The organism is Hungatella sp. L36, from assembly GCF_014288035.1.
The window spans coordinates 17,351-32,939 of sequence record NZ_JACOPC010000001.1 but is presented as its reverse complement, the minus strand read 5'-3'; the positions used below and the strand labels follow the sequence as shown (position 1 = coordinate 32,939).

At 47.6% G+C, this 15,589-nt stretch carries 16 protein-coding genes; 6 read left to right on the top strand and 10 right to left on the bottom strand.

Annotated elements, in window-relative coordinates; translation table 11 throughout:
* Nucleotides 1–10 precede the first annotated feature (10 nt).
* The 4 genes from H8S80_RS00175 to H8S80_RS00160 form a co-directional block, all read right to left on the bottom strand.
* A complete protein-coding gene (locus tag H8S80_RS00175; RefSeq protein ID WP_117631347.1) occupies nucleotides 11–1,873 on the bottom strand; it encodes an aryl-sulfate sulfotransferase in 1,863 nt (620 codons plus the stop codon).
* A 39-nt stretch (nucleotides 1,874–1,912) separates the two neighbouring features.
* Nucleotides 1,913–2,224, bottom strand: a complete 312-nt coding sequence (locus tag H8S80_RS00170) for a thioredoxin family protein (protein WP_002600909.1) — start codon at nucleotides 2,222–2,224, stop codon at nucleotides 1,913–1,915.
* 168 nt (nucleotides 2,225–2,392) lie between these two features.
* Nucleotides 2,393–3,322 (bottom strand): NAD(P)/FAD-dependent oxidoreductase, encoded by a 930-nt coding sequence (locus tag H8S80_RS00165; RefSeq protein ID WP_278245163.1) that lies wholly within the window; start codon nucleotides 3,320–3,322, stop codon nucleotides 2,393–2,395.
* 19 nt (nucleotides 3,323–3,341) lie between these two features.
* On the bottom strand, nucleotides 3,342–4,817 hold the full coding sequence (locus tag H8S80_RS00160; RefSeq protein WP_002600911.1) for an SLC13 family permease: 1,476 nt from the start codon (nucleotides 4,815–4,817) through the stop codon (nucleotides 3,342–3,344).
* 235 nt (nucleotides 4,818–5,052) lie between these two features.
* On the opposite strand from H8S80_RS00160, the gene H8S80_RS00155 reads away from it, so the two are divergent.
* A complete protein-coding gene (locus H8S80_RS00155; RefSeq protein ID WP_002600912.1) occupies nucleotides 5,053–5,721 on the top strand; it encodes a Crp/Fnr family transcriptional regulator in 669 nt (222 codons plus the stop codon).
* Between the two features lie 88 nt (nucleotides 5,722–5,809).
* Here the strand turns inward: H8S80_RS00155 and H8S80_RS00150 are convergent, their stop codons facing one another.
* The 3 genes from H8S80_RS00150 to H8S80_RS00140 all read right to left on the bottom strand — a co-directional run bounded on the left by H8S80_RS00150 (nucleotide 5,810) and on the right by H8S80_RS00140 (nucleotide 8,071).
* Nucleotides 5,810–6,493: an amino acid ABC transporter ATP-binding protein gene (locus tag H8S80_RS00150; RefSeq protein ID WP_278245164.1), complete on the bottom strand. Its 684-nt coding sequence runs from the start codon at nucleotides 6,491–6,493 to the stop codon at nucleotides 5,810–5,812.
* 61 nt (nucleotides 6,494–6,554) lie between these two features.
* Nucleotides 6,555–7,247: an amino acid ABC transporter permease gene (locus tag H8S80_RS00145; RefSeq protein WP_002600914.1), complete on the bottom strand. Its 693-nt coding sequence runs from the start codon at nucleotides 7,245–7,247 to the stop codon at nucleotides 6,555–6,557.
* Nucleotides 7,248–7,264: 17 nt separating this feature from the next.
* A complete protein-coding gene (locus H8S80_RS00140) occupies nucleotides 7,265–8,071 on the bottom strand; it encodes a basic amino acid ABC transporter substrate-binding protein (RefSeq protein ID WP_117631345.1) in 807 nt (268 codons plus the stop codon).
* 523 nt (nucleotides 8,072–8,594) lie between these two features.
* On the opposite strand from H8S80_RS00140, the gene H8S80_RS00135 reads away from it, so the two are divergent.
* The 5 genes from H8S80_RS00135 (at nucleotide 8,595) to H8S80_RS00115 (ending at nucleotide 13,437) form a co-directional block, all read left to right on the top strand.
* Nucleotides 8,595–9,443: a Fic family protein gene (locus H8S80_RS00135; RefSeq protein ID WP_117631343.1), complete on the top strand. Its 849-nt coding sequence runs from the start codon at nucleotides 8,595–8,597 to the stop codon at nucleotides 9,441–9,443.
* A gap of 180 nt (nucleotides 9,444–9,623) precedes the next feature.
* On the top strand, nucleotides 9,624–10,394 hold the full coding sequence (locus tag H8S80_RS00130; RefSeq protein ID WP_117631341.1) for a TMEM164 family acyltransferase: 771 nt from the start codon (nucleotides 9,624–9,626) through the stop codon (nucleotides 10,392–10,394).
* 85 nt (nucleotides 10,395–10,479) lie between these two features.
* Complete coding sequence (locus H8S80_RS00125) at nucleotides 10,480–11,331, top strand: helix-turn-helix domain-containing protein (protein ID WP_117631339.1); 852 nt, start codon at nucleotides 10,480–10,482, stop codon at nucleotides 11,329–11,331.
* A 94-nt stretch (nucleotides 11,332–11,425) separates the two neighbouring features.
* Nucleotides 11,426–11,857 (top strand): C-GCAxxG-C-C family protein, encoded by a 432-nt coding sequence (locus tag H8S80_RS00120; RefSeq protein ID WP_117620928.1) that lies wholly within the window; start codon nucleotides 11,426–11,428, stop codon nucleotides 11,855–11,857.
* Between the two features lie 248 nt (nucleotides 11,858–12,105).
* On the top strand, nucleotides 12,106–13,437 hold the full coding sequence (locus tag H8S80_RS00115; RefSeq protein ID WP_117631337.1) for an MATE family efflux transporter: 1,332 nt from the start codon (nucleotides 12,106–12,108) through the stop codon (nucleotides 13,435–13,437).
* 6 nt (nucleotides 13,438–13,443) lie between these two features.
* Here the strand turns inward: H8S80_RS00115 and H8S80_RS00110 are convergent, their stop codons facing one another.
* The 3 genes from H8S80_RS00110 to H8S80_RS00100 form a co-directional block, all read right to left on the bottom strand.
* Nucleotides 13,444–13,860: a MarR family winged helix-turn-helix transcriptional regulator gene (locus H8S80_RS00110; protein ID WP_117631335.1), complete on the bottom strand. Its 417-nt coding sequence runs from the start codon at nucleotides 13,858–13,860 to the stop codon at nucleotides 13,444–13,446.
* 27 nt (nucleotides 13,861–13,887) lie between these two features.
* A complete protein-coding gene (locus H8S80_RS00105) occupies nucleotides 13,888–14,436 on the bottom strand; it encodes a ferredoxin domain-containing protein (RefSeq protein ID WP_117631333.1) in 549 nt (182 codons plus the stop codon).
* 131 nt (nucleotides 14,437–14,567) lie between these two features.
* The gene (locus H8S80_RS00100) at nucleotides 14,568–15,563 is read right to left on the bottom strand and encodes an aldo/keto reductase (protein ID WP_117631331.1); all 996 of its coding nucleotides are present in this window, start codon (nucleotides 15,561–15,563) and stop codon (nucleotides 14,568–14,570) included.
* Nucleotides 15,564–15,589 lie beyond the last annotated feature (26 nt).

Below are 15,589 nucleotides of genomic sequence, written 5' to 3'. Positions count from 1 at the left end.
ATCCTGATGATTAACAGCTGATCGTAACGCCTGTCTCATACTTCTTGTCATCGATAATAACGCGAAGATCATAGGTACCTTTTAATCCTGTCTTATTGATGTTGGTTCTCGTATTTCTGTCGTCGGAATCGAGGAATGTACCGCAGCACATCGCCAGGAACGGAACCGCCGTTGTGGAGATGAAGTAGCGGTGAACCTCTTCGCCCTGCTCTAACAGAAGCATAACCAGCTGGCCTTTCTCGAAACGGGAGAAGAATGTGAAACGGTCGATCTCGTCTTCGATTCTCGCGTTGCAGCTCTCCGGAAGCATCTCGCCTGACGGATCTAACGGGATCTCGGTATCGAATTCCTTCGTAACGCCCATCTCGCCTAAAATCTGGCCCTTGCCAAGCTCTAAGTTGATGCCGTCGCTGTATAATTTCAGCTTCTCGCCGCGGTAATAGTTGCCCGGTACGTGTAAATCAAGCATCTTCTTGTTGTCACAGATCTCAACCGTGATACTCTCCAGACGGCCGCCCTGATCCTTTGCAAATGCGCCCAGCGCCTCGGAAGGATTGCCTTCTGTGTCGTATGCGATACCGCCGGAATGAACCATGTAGTGTCCTTCGTTGTAGTACTCTACGTTACAGATGTATGGGGAGAAGAATTCTGCTCCTCTGTCCTTGCCGTACTGCCATACCTGCTCGATGGTCATGTCATCGGTGTTGATTTTGTAACGAACGCCTCTGGAATAGTTATCCTTAGCTGCCAGATATTTCTCCGGGTTCTTGGAACCGTAGTGATGGTTGTCAAAGCACATAACATCGCCGTCAGGTGTGATGACGCAGGCATGCTGCTCATACTGCCATCCGAAGTTATTGCCGACTGGCTTGAAGAAGTACTTCTGCATCTCTTCCGGCCATCCTTCCGGATCGCCGATGATCCAGTTCAGTTCTCCGGTCTCATAATCGATGTTTACCATGGAATCGATATGACGTCCTGAGAAGGTTAAGGAATTGGTATTCTTGTCGTACCATACGGCGTTGTTGTGGAACCAGTCATGGTCAGACCAGCTGCCGGACTTGCTTACCTTCTTTGGATCGAGGAACTTCTTGTAGTCCCAGGTCTTTAAGATCTCGCCTGTATTGCGGTCGATCAGAACGCACATATCTTCTACTGTCTCGCTGGTTAAATCGTCTGTCAGGCTTAAGAGATTGCCGTCCTCCATCTCGAACTCATCGTGATGGTAGCCGCCCGGAAGACGGAATTCCTTGTAGATCTTTCCGCATGGGCTGATCTCGTATAAACCGGACATATAGTAAGGCATCTGGATTACCCGGTGGGAACCCATGATTAAGTTGCCGTTTTTCAGTCTCTTTACATCGAATACACATGGAATCGTCATATGCCATCTTGCATCGCCTGCGTAGTCGAATCCAACTGCCAGATCCTCGCCTGCCGGAGATACTAAGATGATGTTGTCCTGTAAATACTCAGGAGTCGTATCCATGGAATAGATTACTTCCTTGCCGTCAAACACATCCGGTACATCGATGGTGATGATGTTGGACTCGCCGCGGTAAGCTCTGATCTCAACTCTGTTCTGATAATCAGAATACAGACCTACGATCGGAAGCACGTGCTTCTTTGCCTTCGGGAATGTGTGGCTGATATTGCCCTGTGGTGTCTTGCCAAGCACGGTAACGGTGATGGCTGTTTCCTTTTCTGTATGGAAACATACAACCGCGGATAACGGATTGACAAGATAAGCGTTATATTTTACGAGCGGATTGGCAATTGTGTAATTGCCTGCTTCGAATTCCTTTAACATCTCCTGCTCTGCTTCGTACTGTCTGTTTACAATATGATCTTCAAATGAATATTTTACTGACATGATGATACCTCCCCGTATCTGTTCTTATTCGTTAGGTTCTTATTTGTGTTCCTCTACCAGCTTGATGATAACCGGTTTCTGCTGTAAGCCCTGAAGACGTCCTACTTCCTCGCCTTCCTTTAAAAGAACCAGGGTTGGGTATCCTGTCACGCCATATTCTGCTGTCAAATCTTTGTTCTGGTCGAAATCAACCTTTAAAATGGTTAAGTCGTCGCCGAATTCCTTCTCTACATCTTTCAATACAAATCCCAACATCTTACAGGGTCCACAGGTGGTTGAAAAAAAGTCCGCCAGTACCAGGCCTTTTCCGGCCAGTTCCTTAAATTCTTCGCTGTTTACTTCCTTTAACATAATCTTTCTTCCTTTCCTTTTGTATGAACTCCACACTGTTTTCCCATTCTAAACATACTAACTCTATTCTATTGCAAAATAACAATAAAGTAAAATTCTAAATTTTTATCTTACAATAAAATTCCGTTATCGTTCGTCACAGGAAAACAGGCGGGCATGAATCGTTGTTTAATCTTCTAAATTCTGAACGTAGTGGGAAGCTTCCTGAGCTGCGATCGCGCCATCCGCACAGGCAGTGATTACCTGGCGCAGGTTCTTGGTCACACAGTCTCCGGCTCCGTAGATACCGGCTGCCTTTGTGTGCATCTTCTCGTCTACTTCCACATAGCCGAACTGGTTTAACACGCCTAAATCCTTTAAAAATTCTGTGGTTGGTGTGAGTCCGATATATTCGAATACGCCGTCACAGGAAACCGTGTTCTCCTCGCCGGTCTTCGTGGACTTGAAATGAACGCCGGTCAGCTTCGTGTCTCCGGTAAATTCCAGGATATCCTGGTATGGATAAACGGTTACGTGGTCCATGGCGCGAAGCTTGTCGCAGGCCATCGGATCAGCCGTCAAATCAAACATGGTTACAATCGTCAGTGATTTTACGATGCCGGCAAGGAATATGGATTCCTCCACCGCGGAATTGCCTCCGCCGATTACCACAACGTCACGGTCGCGGTACTGGGCTCCGTCACAGATAGCGCACCAGCTGATTCCGTTGCCGCGGAACTTATCTTCTCCCGGGATATCGAGGCATCTCGGTCTCGTTCCGGTAGCAAGGATAATGGCCTTCGCCGTGAATTCCTTGTCATCCTCCTCACAGAGGACTCTCTTTACTTTTCCTTCGTCCGTGATGCTCTTTACCGTGCCGTAGTCGAACGCGATATTGTCAAACTGCTGTGTATGCTCAAACATCTGATACGCAAGCTCTGCTCCGTTGATCGTTCCGACCCCCGGATAGTTCTGAATTTCATTTGTATTGATAATCTGTCCGCCCGGGGCCAGCTTGTCGAGAAGCAGAACATTCATATCCGCTCTCGCCGCGTAGATTGCCGCCGTCATACCGGCAGGACCCGCGCCAACAATAATTACATCATACTGTGCCATGATACATAACTCCTTTCTAAACTTACATTAACAGATTTGCTAACGGGACACCGATCACAAGAACGATAATCAGTTCCAGAATGACGAATGGAATCGTATACTGGTAAACGTACTTGGTCGGAACCCATTCCTTGTTGCTGTGCAGGATCGCCGCAAACGGGGAAGCTGCCGGTGTAATAGCCGCCGATAACAGTACAAAGATAATTAACAGCGTAACGATCGGTGCCGGGTTGGCTCCGGTCTGTGTACAATATGTAACGATAACCGGCTGCAGAATCATACCGATTACCAGGCTGTTGCAGAGGTTGGTTAAAAGAACCGCCATCGCCATTAAAAGAACGGTGAAGACCATCGGTGACATTCCCTGGAAAATCGGGGAAAGTACGACGCTTAAGAAAGCGGAAACACCGGTATTGTCACTGGTCAGCACGCTGCCCAGCAGGATCGCGGCAACGATGATAAAGTATGCGCCCCAGTTAAAGTTGGTGGCCATAACCTGCGGAATCTCTAAAACGCTCTTTCCCTTGATACGGATTGCTCCCAGAATGGCTACCATCAGAAGAGCCAGACCGAGGCTGTTGGAGGAAAGAAATGCCATTCCCGGTAAAGTTGGGAAAAGGCTCGGAAGAAGCATACCCAGAATCAGAATCACAAAGCTTATGCCGATGACCTTCTGTCTCGGTTCCATAGGCGGAAGCGGATTCTTATTCAGCATATCGACATCGTAATTCTTTAACTTTGTCACATCCGGGCGAATAACAAACTTTGCAAACAGAATATTAGCCACGATCATAATGAGACCAAGTATAATGGCCACGGCCATGTAAGCCGCATTATTGACAACAACCGGACCTCCCGGAAGGTTTGCCGTAATGTTGGTAAAGTTTGTGAGCAGCGCCAGACCATTCTGGGCGAACGGTGCCATCGGGAAACCGATCAGAGCTGCGACAACCACCAGGGTCAGCATGACACGAGGCAGCGCATCGCCCTTCTTATAGCCAACTTCCTCAAATACATCGTAGAGGACAGGCCAGAATAAGAAGATCGCAGTAAACGGGCTGATAAAACCACCGAGGAAGTAGCAGCCCAGACAGATGACGAAGGTAAGCAGCCAGGGCTTGCCATTCGTGAATTTTCTCGTTAAAAAGAAACGGCCTATGTAAAGTGTGATCTTATAATATACAAGACCGCCTGCCATGATCAGCAGGAAAAATACCTGAGCCACAACCGGTGCTCCGAATGCTTCCTTAAGCAGGCCCGCCATCGGCATATAATTGGATAAGCCAACCATAGCGATGGACATCAGGCTCCCCCAAAGCGGATCTACGAATGTCCAAAGATAAAGTGTTCCGATAAAGATTCCCAATACTTCCATACCAACCGAAGTAACTTCCGGGAGATTCAGCGGGAGGAAACGGAAAAATACCATAATTCCTACACCGATCAGAGAATGAATTAAAAACATTTTTTCTCTCTTACGCTCATTTTGATTCGCCATGTCTTGAAACCCCTTTTCTACCATATTGTGAAAAATATAACAATAAGGGCACAATAAGACCCGAAAGCATATCTTTTTTACTTTTCCGGCTCATTTACTCCCCTGCATTGTTGATCTAATTTTATCATATATCTGCTCATAGAAAAATAACACAGGTTATAAATCTGGTTATTTTGACAAAATTATGATATACTAAATCCGATCTTTTATTACTATCGCAAGGAACGGAGAAAACATGAAGGAGTCGCTCTTAAAAATCATCACAGACAGCGGAACGCGTATCACAATGCCGAAAGACATTGTTCTCAATAAAAAGTATGACAAGTATATATCAAACTACGTGTATCTATTGGAAGAAGGCATCTGTGCACTCAACAGCATCACGAAGCAGGGAGAGGAAAAAGTATACCTATACTTCCGCCCGTACCGCCTCATCGGCTTTAACCAGTTTGTCGTCAGCGCCGAACGGCTCAATGCCAGCGCGCCGGAATTTTCGGTGGTTACCAAAACCACCTGCACCCTGTACCAGATCCCCTACTGCACCTTTCAGGAGCTGATCTTAAGCAACCGGGAGTTTAACGCGTTTCTCATGGAGACGCTGGCGGACAATTATAATGACGCCCTGATCCATTTCCACTTAATGCAGGAGGAATCGGTCGTGGTCCGGCTGTGTCATCTGCTTTTTGAAGTATCGCAGCTCAGAGGCGGGACGCGGGTCGTCCCCCGCTTTTTTACATACGCTGAGATGGCCAAGTATCTGGGCTGCCACTCCGTAACCGTGTCGCGGATCATGGCGAAGCTGAAACAGCAGGGATTTGTGACGAAGACGCCGTCGGGAATCGCGATTGAACAGGAAGATGCGCTGCAGGAACTGATTAATTCGGAGTCCCGCTTTCAGTATTAAAAAAGACGTTGTTTCCAGACCGGTGAAGCCGATCGGAAACAACGTCTTTTCTATATTATATTTTAACAGATTCCTACATTCCTGTACACTACAGAACCTTGCCTAAAAAGCCCTTAAGCCTCTCATTCTCCGGATGCTCGAAGAATTCCTTCGGTTCATTCTCCTCCAGAAAATATCCGCCGTCCATGAACATGACGCGGGTGGCAACTTCTCTGGCGAAGCCCATCTCATGGGTAACCACCACCATGGTCATCTTCTCGTTCGCCAAATCCCTCATAACGTTTAACACCTCGCCTACCATCTCAGGATCGAGCGCAGACGTCGGTTCGTCAAAGAGCATAACGTCCGGGTTCATACACAGGGCGCGGACAATGGCAATTCGCTGCTTCTGTCCGCCGGATAACTGGTTCGGATATGCATTGCACCGGTCCGCTAAGCCGACCTTGTCGAGGAGCGCCATGGCCTGGTTCTTTGCCTCCTCCTCGCTCCGTCCCTGAAGCTTAACCGGCGCCAGGGTCAGATTCTTTAAGATCGTCATGTGCGGAAACAGGTTGAACTGCTGGAACACCATCCCCATCTTCTGGCGGTGGCGGTCGATATCCGTCTTCTTATCGGTAATATCGGTTCCCTCAAACAGGATATGGCCCGATGTCGGCTCCTCCAGTCTGTTTAAACAGCGGAGAAAGGTACTCTTTCCAGATCCGGAGGGTCCGATTACACACACGACGTCACCTTTGTAGATGTCAACCGTGATGTCCTTTAAGACCTCCATGCTTCCGAATTTCTTGCCTAAGTTCTGTACCTGAATCAGAGGCTCTTCTATACGTTTTTCTCTAGTGCTCACTTCTGCGCAGCCTCCTCTCCAGTAATTTTACAAGGTAAGAAAAGATCATAACCATGCAAAGATAAATCAGAGCCACCGCGATCAGCGGCATGAACGCGGAATACGTACGGCTCTTAATGATATCGCCGCCCTTGGTCAGATCCTGCAGACCGATGTAACCGGCTACGGAAGTCTCCTTCAGCAGCACGATAAACTCGTTGGCCAGCGTCGGAACCACGTTTTTAAACGCCTGCGGCATGATGATATACCACATGGTCTGCGCGTAGTTGAAGCCTAAGCTTCGCCCTGCCTCAAACTGGCCTCTCTCGATGGAGCTGATGCCGCTTCGGAAGATTTCGGCCACGTAGGCGCCGGAGTTGATACCGAAGGCCAAAATCGCCGTCGGAACCATACCCGGATTAACCGTGACAAAGACAACAAAGTATACGATCATCAGCTGAACAACCACCGGCGTTCCGCGGATTACCGTCAGATATACGCTGCAGACTGCATTCAGTATCTTCAGCCTGTGAGTGTTCTCGTAAGTAGAACGGATAATTGCAACCAGAAATCCCAGCACGATTCCGATGAGAACGGCAAAAAATGTAATTTTCAGGGTATTCTGCAGCCCATCCGTAATGTATTTCCAGCGGTTGTCCTCTATAAAATTCTGATAAAAGTCAGCGACTAATTTTTCCCACATGGCACTCTTCCTTTATATTATTCTGCGGTAATATACTTATCTACGATCTTCTGTAACTCGCCGGATTCCTTTAATTCCTTGATCGCGGCATTCATCTTATCAAGCAGTTCGGTGTTGCCCTTCTTTACAGCGATTGCATACTCTTCCTCTGTAAATGCTTCGTCTAAGATCTTTAAGCCTTCGTTCTCTTTCACGAACACCTTCGCAGGCTCACGGTCGATGATAACCGCGTCGATCTTGCCCTGGTTTAACGCCATAACGGCTTCCATGCCCTTGTTAAATCTCTGCACTTCCGCGTTCTCGACGTCGTCCGCGTAGATATCGCCGGTCGTACCGGTCTGAACGCCGATCTTCTTGCCTGTTAAATCATCCGGAGAAGCGATCGGGCTGTCTTTCGTAACAATGATTACCTGTGCAGCCTGTGCGTAGGTATCAGTAAAGTCCACATTCTTTAAACGGTCTTCGTTTACAGTCATACCAGCTGCCGCAAAATCAGCCTTTCCGGACTGGATCGCCGGAATCAGAGAATCGAATGCCATATCCTGGATCTCCAGTTCCATTCCCATCTGCTCAGCAACTGCTCTTGCAATGTCGGCATCGATACCAACAATGGTGTCATTCTCATGGTACTCATATGGCGGGAACTCGGCATTCGTTACCATAACGATCTTGCCGCCGGTGCTTTCTGTCTTCTCGGCCGCTGCCGTTGTGGTATCTGCTGCTCCTGCAGTTGTTGTCTCTGTAGCGGATTTTGAGCTTCCGCAGGCGGTAAGTGCTGCTGCCATGCATACGGCCGCCGCAAGTACTAACACGTTCTTTTTCATAATGAATCCTCCTCATTATATGCACTTTTTTTGCATAAATATAGAAATAAGTATCAGTTATACATTATATAGCATTTTTGAAATTATTCAAGTCTTATTTTATCTTGATTCTCAATGACTTATCCCTTTATAACAGCAATCCGGGACGATTTTTTATAAATCATACAGGTGGCTGTATTTTTCTTTCAGCTATTAAGTATAGTACCGGGGATTAAAATCTTCTCCTGTAATATCTTTTAAGATTTCCCGGCTGGTCTTCAGCCTTCATCTCCTCACCAGCCATAATTCGATAATACTCGCCCGACAGCTCTCCAATCACCCGTTCCGTATAAGGACCGGCTTTCTCCGGCGCCAGGGTTTCGTCATAGTATCTGTCTCCTTTTAATTATTCTGAAAGTTATTGATAGTTTAGCATAAGTTGAATTCGACTGTCAAACACAGCCGCCGCACATCCCCTTGTGAAAGATTAAGCCGCATGCTATAATTTCTCTATAAAAAAGAAATCAGGAAGGAGGAGGACAGCGTGCCGAATCGGGATTATGAGGTTTATAAAGAGACAAAGGATACTGTGCAGAAACGAAGTTATTGGGAAGCTGCGACAGGGCTGCAAAAGGTAGACGGCCTGACTCCAACCAGGTACTTATTTGAACTTGCAGAATCGAATATCAAAGGGGAACTTACTTATGAAGATATAGAAGAGCTTCTCTATGAACGCTATGAAAATGAATCGCCTGAAGACATCATGCAGAGGAATAAAGAAGCGGATATCGTATCAGCCAGAATCGCACAGATTCTGGACAGTCCCGGATTCCCTGTACAAATAAACTCTTTGAAGACGATTCATCGGGAGCTTTTTAAAGATCTTTACGATCATGCCGGACAATTCCGACATGTGAACATCTATAAAAAGGAACCCGTATTAAACGGGGAAACTGTAAAGTACACGAACTATACTGCACTTATCGATACGCTGGAGTATGATTTTGAGACAGAAAAAAGCCGGAGCTACGCTGGTCTGAATATGGACCAGGTAATTAAGCGGATTTCCCGCTTTACTTCTTCGATCTGGCAGGCGCATCCATTTATGGAAGGAAATACGAGGTCAACGGCAGTTTTTATGGAATGTTATTTAAACAGCATGGGGTTTCAAATTGATAACACCTTGTTTAAAGAATACAGCCTTTACTTCCGAAATGCTCTGGTCCGTGCAAATTACGCAAATTACAGCATGGGAATCAGCGAAACCACAGAATACGTCGAAAAATTCTACAGGAACCTGTTGACGAAAGAATCGATTCCATTGAAAAACAGGGATCTGATATTAGAAGAATTGTTTCATAGTTCGGTTCATGGACAGGAATCCGAAAGTTAATGCAAAATAGCGTTCTGCAAGAAAGCAGGGCGTTATTTTTTGCCATAAAACAGATAACTGCCGCTCCAGCCGTTCAGTGTATCCTTCCCGCAAGATTCCCATTGACTTATCCCACCACTGGAATTACACTTTAGAAAGACACAAAAAAGACTGGATGAGCATTCAACTGAGGTAATCACAATGAAAGAATTTATTATAAAAACAGCATGGCCCATGGTTCCGCCCAGGCCGTATTCTGCTTTTCATATCTGTATTATGGCCGCGGGCTTCCTGGCGGCTGTGCTGGCGGCTTACTTTCTTTCCAGAAAAACAGAGAGGAAATTTTTTATACGGCTGCTGTTTTTCTGCGGCGTAATCCTGGCCGCAAGCGAGATTTACAAGCAGCTGTTCCTGTATTACGTGGTAAATCAGGAGCAATACGACTGGTGGTATTTCCCGTTTCAGCTGTGCAGCCTTCCCATGTATTTCTGCCTGCTCCTGCCTCTCGTAAAAAACAGGAGGCTGCAGCTGATTATCCTGACCTTTATGCAGGATTTTAACCTTTTGGGAGGTATTATGGCTCTGGCGGAGCCTTCCGGCCTGCTTCATCCTTACTGGTTTTTGACGCTGCACGGATTGCTGTGGCATATCCTGCTGATCTTTATCGGTCTTTTGATCGGATTTTCCCATGAATCCGATTCCAGTTTTACCGGTTACGTCAGCACACTGCCGCTGTTTCTGATCTGCTGTGGAATCGCTACACTGATTAATGTGACGGCCAAACCTCTCGGTCAGGCGGATATGTTCTACATCTCCCCCTACTATCCCAATAATCAGGCTGTATTTTACACCATTTCACAAAAGCTGGGGGTTCTGCCTGGAAACATCATTTATCTCCTTTCCATCTGCGTAGGCGGCCTCTTATTCCATATGATATTTGCCCGGCTTTTCAGGCATGCAACCAGGAGTTGACAATCTGCAAATTCTCAGGTTCTTGAAAAAAGAAAAAAAACTGATATAGTCAGACCAGAAACGATGGAATCAGGAGGACGAATATATGAGATTTTGTGATAAACTACTGTCTCTGAGAAAAATGAAGAGGTATTCCCAGGAACAGCTTGCTGATCTGCTTGGGATTTCAAGACAGTCTGTCAGTAAATGGGAATCAGGACAGGCCATGCCGGAATTAGGGAAAATCATACAGATTTCTAATTTGTTTTCTGTACCAGTAGATGATCTGGTGCGTGATGAAAGGGAACTTGTCCGTGAATCAGGACAGGATATTGCTTTTGTAAAACCGACATACAGTCAGGAGCCTGTTCTGAAGATGGAAAACGTGGCTTCCGAGGAAGAAATACGTAAAAATATTCTGGAAATGAAGGATACTATTCAACAGATATCGAAAAGCGTCAATGCCCCCGCCGGGTTCGAATATAAAAGCCGTGTTTCGATCTTCGGCATTCCGCTGGTACATATCCATTTTGGCAAGCTTTTTCATGTTGGTGTTTTTCCATACAACAACGCCTGTGTGGCAAAGGGGATCTTTGCTGCCGGTGATCTGGCTGTCGGAGTCGTGAGTTTCGGCGCCGCGAGCTTCGGTATTATTTCTCTGGGCGGCGCTGCCATAGGACTGCTCTCTGTCGGAATAGTGGCTGTTGGGGGACTCGCATTGGGATTTTCCTCAATCGGTATCTATGCCATCGGCTGTGCTGCCATGGGGATACACGCTGCTGTGGGGATTTCCGTTTCTGCAAGGACCGCAGTCGGAACGGAGGAAGCAAAAGGACTCTACCAGATGCTGCTTGGCCACGAAAACAGGAGTATATCAATGGTACAGGACTTCCTTCTCTCCCATAATCCGCAGATGCCCCGGTGGCTCTCCTGGTTTATGGCCTGGTTCGTCCGATGATGAATCATGTATTTCAAAGGAATTGACATTTTCTTTCGTAAGTGTTATCATATTGGTTACAGTTTAATTATTGCTGATTACAGGAGGAACTATTATGTCAGATAAAATAGAAAAAAAAGTACAGGAAGCGCTGGGCAGACATGACCGCGGTTATAACTGCTCTCAGTCTGTTGCATGTACATTCTGTGACGAGCTGGGATTTGATGAGGAAACCATGTTCCGTATAACAGAAGGTATGGGGCTGGGTATGGGCAGCATGGATGGAACCTGCGGGGCTATCGGTGCCGCAGCCGTTCTGGCCGGTATGAAAAACAGTACGGTCCATCTCGATCATCCGGATTCCAAGGCGGTCTCCTACAAAGCCGCCAGACAGTGCTTAAATGAGTTCAAGGATCAGAACGGAAGTGTTATCTGCCGCGAATTAAAGGGCGTGGATACCGGCAGCGTACTCCGCTCCTGCAATGACTGTATTGCCGATGCAGTTCGAATCATTGAGACGGAGCTCTACGGGGAAGACGCCGAATAAATCGTGAAAAAACGATTGACACCTGATTTTTCATGTGTTATTATGCCTTAAGAAGATAAAATTGAATAAGATGTCAAGGCTATGTTGAGTTTGGATTATGGACTTATGGACTCAGAGCATAGATTGTCGTCCCCATTTTAATGAACCATATGGTTTACTGTTTCTGGAACTAAACAGCCCACCATATGGTTTTTTTGTTGCCATTTTTCAGCAGTTTTCAGTCATTGATGATTCAGGGAGGTTATTTTATGCAGAACAAACAGGATTTTATGAAGACAAAGCCGGTATTTCCGCTTTTACTTTCCATGGCGGCGCCTATGGTGCTGTCCATGCTAATCCAGTCACTTTACAACATTGTAGACAGTATTTTCGTGGCCCGGCTGGGAACGGAGGCCCTGACCGCGGTCTCTCTCGTATACCCGCTCCAGAATATTGTCCTGTCTCTTTCCGTCGGCGTCGGCGTGGGAATTAACTCCGTCATCGCCAGAAAACTGGGGGAACAGAAGCCGGAGGAAGCCAATAAAGCCGCCTCCATCGGAATGGGGCTTACCTTTATTCACTGTATCCTGATCATTATCTTCGGTTTACTGGTGACGAAGCCATTCCTTTCCATATTCACCTCCGATCCGCAGACGCTTGCATGGGCCTGCCGCTACTCTTATATCGTCCTGTGTTTCTCTGCGGGAAGCCTGATTCATATTTGCTTTGAGAAGATCTTCCAGTCTGTGGGAGCCATGTTCCTGACCATGATTTCACTGCTGGTGGGATGCATCACCAATATTATTCTCGATCCGATCCTGATTTTCGGGCTGTTCGGCCTTCCTGCAATGGGCGTCACGGGCGCCGCGGTGGCAACCGTGACCGGGCAGTTCTGTTCTCTGCTTGTTTATCTGATCATCTACGGCAGAAAGGATATCGGAATTAAGATCAGCCCGAAATACTTTTCTTTTGATAAGAGTACCATTTTACAGATATACAGCGTTGGAATACCGTCTTCCTTAATGCTGGCCGCGCCTTCCCTCATGTCGGGAATCTTAAATTTCATGCTTGCGGGATTTTCTGATATTTATGTGGCTATCCTCGGTATTTACTTAAAGCTGCAGACGTTCTTATACACGCCTGCTTCCGGCATCGTGCAGGCGCTCAGGCCTATCGCGGGCTATAATTACGGAGCCGGGGAAAAGGAAAGGCTTCATAAAATTATCCGATGCAGTATGCTGCTGGTTGTCGCCATTATGACAGCCGGAACTCTGGCAGCCCTTGTCTTCCCCCAGCAGATCTTCGCTGTCTTTATTGATGATCCGGCACTCATTGGCCCGGGAAGCACGGCTCTGCGTATCATCAGCCTCGGATTTATTGTATCGACGGTCAGCGTCGTCTACGCCGGACTGTTTGAAGCGTTGGGATGCGGGAAGAAATCCCTGCTCATCTCATTGATACGGCAAATTGTCATCATTATACCTTTGGGATTTATCCTGTCACGTATCTGGGGGCCGGTCGGTATCTGGGTATGCTTCCCGATCGCCGAATTCCTGGCGGCCGGAATGGCAAGGAATATGGTGAAAAAACAAAACTTTTAGAATCATTTAATCCTTCAGATCCTGCAGCCTGCTGCCGATCCGCAGGATGGCATCGGCGTCCTCTTTTCCCAGGAATTGTTCCATCTTTTCCTGCATCTGCTGCCAGATGACCGTCGCTGTATCCAGGGCGTGCCGGCCTTTCTCCGACAGGGCGAAGGTCTTTCCATGGCCTTCTGTCCCTTCGATCAGACCGCGGGACTGGAGCGGTTTGATATTCCTGACCATCGTACTCCGATCCAGCCCCACCTGCTCGGACCAGTGCGTGATGTTGGCCTTTCCGAGTCTCGATAAATTGACCAGAAGATAGTACTGCGAGATGGTCAGCTCCGCCTCTTTTAGGGCCGAATCATAGAACTCGGACATCGCGTTGGCACTTCTTCTCAGATTTGTACAGTAGCAGGTACTGTTATACAATTTAGACATAAGCAATCTCTCCTTCTGTCTTTTATTTTACGCGTGAACAACTCCGCGGTCAAAGAAAATATTTTTCCCGGAAATGGATATCGGAATTCCCAGCCACACCGCGTCGTGTCCGTACTCCATCTCGGCGGCTGTCTTTCCCACGGAGTACATGATGCGGCAGTCCGTCTTATCCGATGCGGCGGCCGAAACCGCCGATGAGACTGCTATACCGAGATCGACATAGGTATAAGCACAGTTTCCGCCGGAATCTTTACAGCCGCCGCAGTCTCCAAACCCGCAGTAACCACAGTGAGGGACGCCGCGCTGCTTTCTGTCTGTTCCGATTAAAACAACGGCCTGGGCTGCGCGGACATTGCCGGCGTCGCGGCCATACCATGTGTTCATTCCGTCTCCCATCTCACGTCTGCCGACTTCTTCCATCTTCTTCGCCAGATTCTCTTTCTCCTCTCCAGTCAGCACCAGCGTATGCAGGGTGTCCCTGCCATGGGCTTTGGGCGCCGTTCTCGCAGCCGCACACATTCGGGCAGCCGTCTGGAGAATTGCTTTTTCTTCCATGTAATCGCTTTGGTATAGCATGTCTTTTCCTCCTTGTTTAGTGTGATGTGCTTTAGATGTATGTATATACACCGTGCATATACATATTATAGTCTTTTCTTTACCTGCTGTCAACGAAAAAAAACGGATTCCCATAGAATCCGCTCTCTTCCCTAAACTCTCTCATACAGAATTTCATCAATCCGTCTCAACTCTTCCCCGCAAAACGTCAGCTTCTCCATCGCCTTTAAATTCTCCACGATCTGTTCCGCACGGCTGGCTCCGATTACAACCGAAGTCATTCCCTTTTTCTGAAGAACCCATGCCAGCGCCATCTGAGCCAGGCTCTGACCGCGGCTGTCGGATATCTCTTTTAAATGTTTCGTGATCACCGGGACAGAACCGGTCACATGGTTGGCATTCAGAAACACGCTGGCGCCGGCGGCTCTGGAACCGTCTGGAATGCCATCGATGTATTTGCCAGTCAGAATTCCCTGGGCAAGCGGTGAAAAGGCGATTGCTCCGACGCCATTTTCATTGAGCACATCAAGAACCGCCTCATTTTCACGGTGAATCATCGACAGCTGCATCTGATGAATCAGACAGTGGATACCCATGCCTTCCAGAATTCTCACCGCCTCCGCCGTCTGTTCCGCGTTATAGTTGGAGATTCCCACATAAAGCGCCTTTCCGCTCTTTACGATCCCGGCCAGCGCATCCATCGTCTCTTCCATCGGCGTATCCGGGTCCGGCCTGTGGTGGTAATAAATATCCACATAATCTAAGTTCATGCGCTTCAGGCTCTGATCCAGAGAAGCCACCAGGTTCTTCTTGGACCCCCACTCCCCGTATGGTCCGGGCCACATGTAGTATCCGGCCTTCGTCGAGATAATCATCTCATCCCGGTAAGCCTTTAATTCCTGATGGATCACGCGCCCGAATGTCTCCTCCGCGCTTCCGGCCTCCGGCCCGTAATTATTGGCCAGATCAAAATGTGTAATGCCCCGGTCAAATGATTCCAGCAGCATTTCCCGGCAGTTGGTAAAATCCGATGTATTTCCAAAATTATGCCACAAGCCAAGGGACATGGCCGGAAGAAACAGGCCGCTCTTCCCGCATCGGTTGTATTTCATTGTCTCATATCGTTCCGTTTTCGCAATGTAATTCATATTTTCCCTCCATTCCTGAACCTCCA